Origin of the sequence: Methylobacterium iners (genome assembly GCF_022179305.1) — a bacterium.
In the GTDB taxonomy this organism is placed as follows: Bacteria; Pseudomonadota; Alphaproteobacteria; order Rhizobiales; family Beijerinckiaceae; genus Methylobacterium; species Methylobacterium iners.
The window spans coordinates 1-4137 of record NZ_BPQP01000109.1 but is presented as its reverse complement, the minus strand read 5'-3'; the positions used below and the strand labels follow the sequence as shown (position 1 = coordinate 4137).

At 65.7% G+C, this 4137-nt stretch carries 5 protein-coding genes and 1 tRNA gene; 2 read left to right on the top strand and 4 right to left on the bottom strand.

Annotation, left to right across the window (positions count from 1 at the left end; translation table 11 throughout):
* Nucleotides 1-52 precede the first annotated feature (52 nt).
* Nucleotides 53-129, top strand: a tRNA-Met gene (locus tag MFF55_RS25095).
* Between the two features lie 208 nt (nucleotides 130-337).
* Here the strand turns inward: MFF55_RS25095 and MFF55_RS25090 are convergent.
* Nucleotides 338-1198, bottom strand: a complete 861-nt coding sequence (locus MFF55_RS25090) for a glycoside hydrolase family 25 protein (protein ID WP_238246836.1) — start codon at nucleotides 1196-1198, stop codon at nucleotides 338-340.
* A gap of 200 nt (nucleotides 1199-1398) precedes the next feature.
* On the opposite strand from MFF55_RS25090, the gene MFF55_RS25085 reads away from it, so the two are divergent.
* On the top strand, nucleotides 1399-1842 hold the full coding sequence (locus tag MFF55_RS25085; protein ID WP_238246835.1) for a DUF488 domain-containing protein: 444 nt from the start codon (nucleotides 1399-1401) through the stop codon (nucleotides 1840-1842).
* 20 nt (nucleotides 1843-1862) lie between these two features.
* Here MFF55_RS25085 and MFF55_RS25080 read toward each other — a convergent pair whose 3' ends face one another.
* From MFF55_RS25080 to MFF55_RS25070, 3 genes are all read right to left on the bottom strand, one after another.
* The gene (locus tag MFF55_RS25080; RefSeq protein ID WP_238246834.1) at nucleotides 1863-2051 is read right to left on the bottom strand and encodes a hypothetical protein; all 189 of its coding nucleotides are present in this window, start codon (nucleotides 2049-2051) and stop codon (nucleotides 1863-1865) included.
* A 46-nt stretch (nucleotides 2052-2097) separates the two neighbouring features.
* Entirely contained in the window at nucleotides 2098-2736 is a 639-nt protein-coding gene (locus tag MFF55_RS25075; RefSeq protein ID WP_238246833.1) for an acyl-homoserine-lactone synthase, read from the bottom strand.
* Nucleotides 2737-2959: 223 nt separating this feature from the next.
* Nucleotides 2960-3697 (bottom strand): helix-turn-helix transcriptional regulator, encoded by a 738-nt coding sequence (locus tag MFF55_RS25070; protein WP_238246832.1) that lies wholly within the window; start codon nucleotides 3695-3697, stop codon nucleotides 2960-2962.
* Nucleotides 3698-4137: the final 440 nt, after the last annotated feature.

The following is a 4137-nucleotide window of genomic DNA, read 5'->3' as shown; positions in this document are numbered from 1 at the left end:
CGCCAGACCCGCTCAAGACAACATACACTCCCTTAAACGATCAGCGCCTTGGCGCGGGGTGGAGCAGCCCGGTAGCTCGTCAGGCTCATAACCTGAAGGTCACAGGTTCAAATCCTGTCCCCGCAACCAAAATCTGAAAAAGCCCCGCCCGGCATTTGCCGGCGGGGCTTTTTGCTGTTCATGTCCTACGATGAGGGCCTGCCGGGTTGCGGTCGCCCGGACTTACGGGATGACGGGCTGGACCTGCTTGGGCAGGTTTAGGCGATCAGGATCGTGGCGCGGCTCGTAGCACCTTCTCAAGAGTCTCAGAGCAGCCCGACATTCGCTGGCGCTCGTGTCACTTCCCCGTGCACAGGCCCCGATCGGCGAGCCGGCGATGGTCCCGAGGATCGCAATCCGTGGACAGGAAGGAGGCCCATTCCGCCGGCGTGCCGTAGAAGGCGTTGCGGTCGACATCCCCGCGCACTCCGGGCACCCGGCCCGTCGAGGTGAACTGCCACAGCATCCACTTGCGCTTGGCGAAGCGCTGTTCGGGCTCGGCCGCTGTCGACCGGACCCAGTGCGGGTAGTCGGGCAGCTCGTCCTCGAGCACGTCCTTATGGAAGGTGATGTCGGTGTAGATGATCGGCCGCTTGCCCGTGTACCGCTCCATCTCGTCCAGCATGTACTGGATCATCGACAGCGCCTGCGCCTTTGGCAGCTTCTTCGGGCATTTCTGCGAATGGCCGTTCCACTCCACGTCGAGGACGGGGGGGAGGGCGGTCGGGTCGTTCGGGACGTTCTGCTTGAACCAGGCCATCTGGTCCTGGGCCGACCGGCACCAGAAGACGAAATGGTAGGCGCCCCGTGGTACGCCGGCCCGGGCCGCGCCCTCCCAGTTCTCCCGGAAGCGCTCGTCGAGATGGTCGCCACCCTCGGTCGCCTTGATGAAGGCGAACTGCGTGCCCGCGCTGCGGACGGAGGCCCAGTCGATGGGACCCTGCCACTTGGAGATATCGATCCCGTGGACGGGGTGCTTCTGCGCCTTCGCCACACCGGGATGGGGCTTTACGTCGCCCTTGAGCGGATAGAAGGTCGTGTCGCTGGCACAGGCCGCGAGGCCGGCCGTCAAGGCGATCGGAACGAGTCCGCGCATCCAAGAGCGGCGGCGGTTCCGCGTCGGCGCCGGGTTCGAGGCGATCTCGTTCTTCAGCAACATCGATGCCCGGCCCAGATCCTTAGCGCCACTGACTTGGCTAATCGATGGCCGAGCGCGGTTAACAGACCTTTGCTGCGTTTGCGGCGGAATTCCGGAAGCCGTTGCGCACACAGCACATTGCGCCGGGGAAGAGGCCGCGCCTCGTTCCCGCTGCCGGTCCTAAATCCCGGTCGGATCGCCCTTTTCCCCTGGAGGCCGTGATGTCGAAGAAAGTGTTTACCATCGGCTACGAAGGCCTCGATCCCGAGCGGCTCTTCGCGGCCCTCCGCGAGGCGGGCGTCTCGACACTCGCCGACGTCCGGGCCGTCGCGAACTCGCGCAAGCGGGGATTCTCGAAGGCCGCCCTGCATACCGGGCTCGAACAGGCCGGCTTCGGCTACGAACATCTTCGCACGCTCGGAACGCCGAAGGCCGGCCGCGAGGCGGCTCGGGCCCACGATGCCGGCCTCATGCGACGCATCTACTGCGAGGAGGTGCTGGAGACGGCCGAGGGTCGCAACGCGTTCGACGAGCTGATCGTGCTCGCGAGCCGGGTGCCGACCTGTCTGCTCTGCTTCGAGCGCGAGCCGGACCGCTGCCATCGCCGCGTGCTGACCGAGCGCCTTGCGGCGCAGGGCTTCGCAGCCGTCGACCTGTTCGGATGAGCGCGGCCGGCGGCGCCTGATCAACCGTCCGTGCAGGACGAGCCGTCCCTCTCCCGCCCCGACAGGGCAAGGCTGAGCTCGCCCGTGGTCTTGATGTCGAGACTGACCGTGACGCCGCTGCCAGGCTCGATGAGGTGCACGAACGCGAGCAGGCTCGCCTGCACCTCAGCGGATTGCTTCCCGAGGAACGCCTCGAGTTCCGTGAGCACTAGGCTCTTCGCCGCGGGGGAGTCGGTACGGACGGGGCGGAGATAATTAGGCAGCATAGGACCGGACACCTGTGGTGGGTTGCGAGAGGTGGTGAGTGACGAGGTCGTCGCGACGCAGGCCGCCCTGCCGCCGGACTGCGGCGAGGCTGGCGTCGGAGATGTCGATGGAGACGGCCAGCGTCGGCTGACCCTCGATGACCTGCGGGAGCCCTAGGGGCCGGGACTTGAAGCCCGCCTGCTGCCAGCGCGGCAGCCACCACATCTCGACGACGGCGGTGAGCTGGACGATGTCCTCGTTCAGGCAGAATTGTTGGACCGCGGCCAGGAGCCGGCAATCCGTGCGGCCGTACCGGCGCTCCTTGACGACAAAGTAGCGCGTCCACTCGTAGATCTGCGGGCCGGTCGGAAGCGCGCGATGAACGAGGTGCGGGAAGACCTCGCTGAGCATGTGGGGGCGCAGGGTCGGGTAGAGGCGCTGTCCGCCGACGAGCTTGCTGCCGTCCACGGCGAGCAGGTAAATCGCGTGCTCGTCGTCGTAATCATCGACGTCCCGACAATCGTCTCGCCTGAGATCGTTCCATCCACGTTCTCCAACGAAGATGTCGTGCCTTGCGCGATGGTGCTGTTCAATCAGATCGGAATAATACGCTCTGTTTTCCCGCGTGATGACATGAATGTCGGTCATGATGCTTCGCGCGGCCTCCCCAGGACGCACGAAACGTACAAGTAACAAGATCTTGAACGGTATTGTAGGTTCTTACAGGGTCTCGCCGGACCGGCCGGTCCGGCAGCGGGTGAGCGCCCGCACCACCCGACACGCTCTCGTTGACTTGCGCGGACGCGAAGCGTCGCGGCAGACGTCGGCGCTTCGGCCCGGCGTCATCGCCGGACGGCCCGACACCGGCCGGTCAGATACGGATGAACTTGGCCTGCATGGCCTTGACCACGGCCTGAGTCTTGTTGGCCGCGGCGAGCTTCTGCATGGCATTCACGGTGTGGGCGGTCGCCGTGCGCTCGGTGATCTGAAGGATCTCCGCCGTGTCCCGGGACGACTTGCCGAGGGCGGCCCAGGTCAGGGTTTCCCGCTCCCGCTTCGTCAGCGGGTTCGGCACGTCGCGCGACGTGCCCAGGTTGAGCTGCCGGGCGCGCTCGAAGGCGTACATGGCGATGAGGTGAATGGCCGGCTTCGTGCGGCGGGACAGGTCGAGGTTCTTGCCGCTCATGGAGAAGCAGGCCTCCTGTCCGTTGGCCCCATGGATGGGCAGGCTGAAGCCGCGCGCCATCCCGAAATCCTCCGCCCGCGTCATCACCTCGCGCGCGCCCGGTTCAGTTTCGGGATTGTAGGGGGCCTCGGTCCATTCGAATGGCGAGGTCGTGTTCCGGCAGAGACGAATAACCGGATCGGAGCGCACGAAGTTGCGCTGGCTGTAGAGCTCGAACCAGCCCAGGGGCCAGCGCTTCAGGACGACGACCTGTTCGAAGCGTTCGGTCGGGTGGGGCAGCCCCGTCATGATGAAGTGTTCGAAGCCGAACTCGGACAGGATGTCCGTCACGGCGGCGACGACGGCATCTTGGCCGGAGCAGAGATCCAGCTCCTCGACGAAGGTCAGGGCCCGGGTGGCGCAGTCTTCAGTCTTCCCGCTCACAGCGGCGTCCTAACCTTTCCGACACATCGCGGCCGCCCGGCGAGTTTGGACGGTTTTGGTCTGCTCGGCTTCGTGACGGCGACCGCCAGCCTCGTACATCTGAGCGGCGTTCATGGCCGCAAGCAAGTATCTGGCCGGGGCCTTAAGCAGTTTTCGGCCTGCAAAAGCGCCGATGATCCAAGTGGGAGCCGAATTTGCGCCGATGTGTCCTCGAACAGACACTCCGCCGTGCCCCCGGCGGCGGCCGCTCTCCCGGATGACGGCGTGCCGTTCCCAACCGGACATGCATGGCGGAGCCGGAGGCCGCAGGAGGATTTGTCGCAATCTCCCGCGCCCCTTGATCAAAGGACGGCGAGCCTCTATCCGGGCCGCGCCTCTCGCCCGGCTCTCGTCATGGGCGACCTTGTCTCAGGAAAGTGACGATGGCCAAAGAGAAGTTT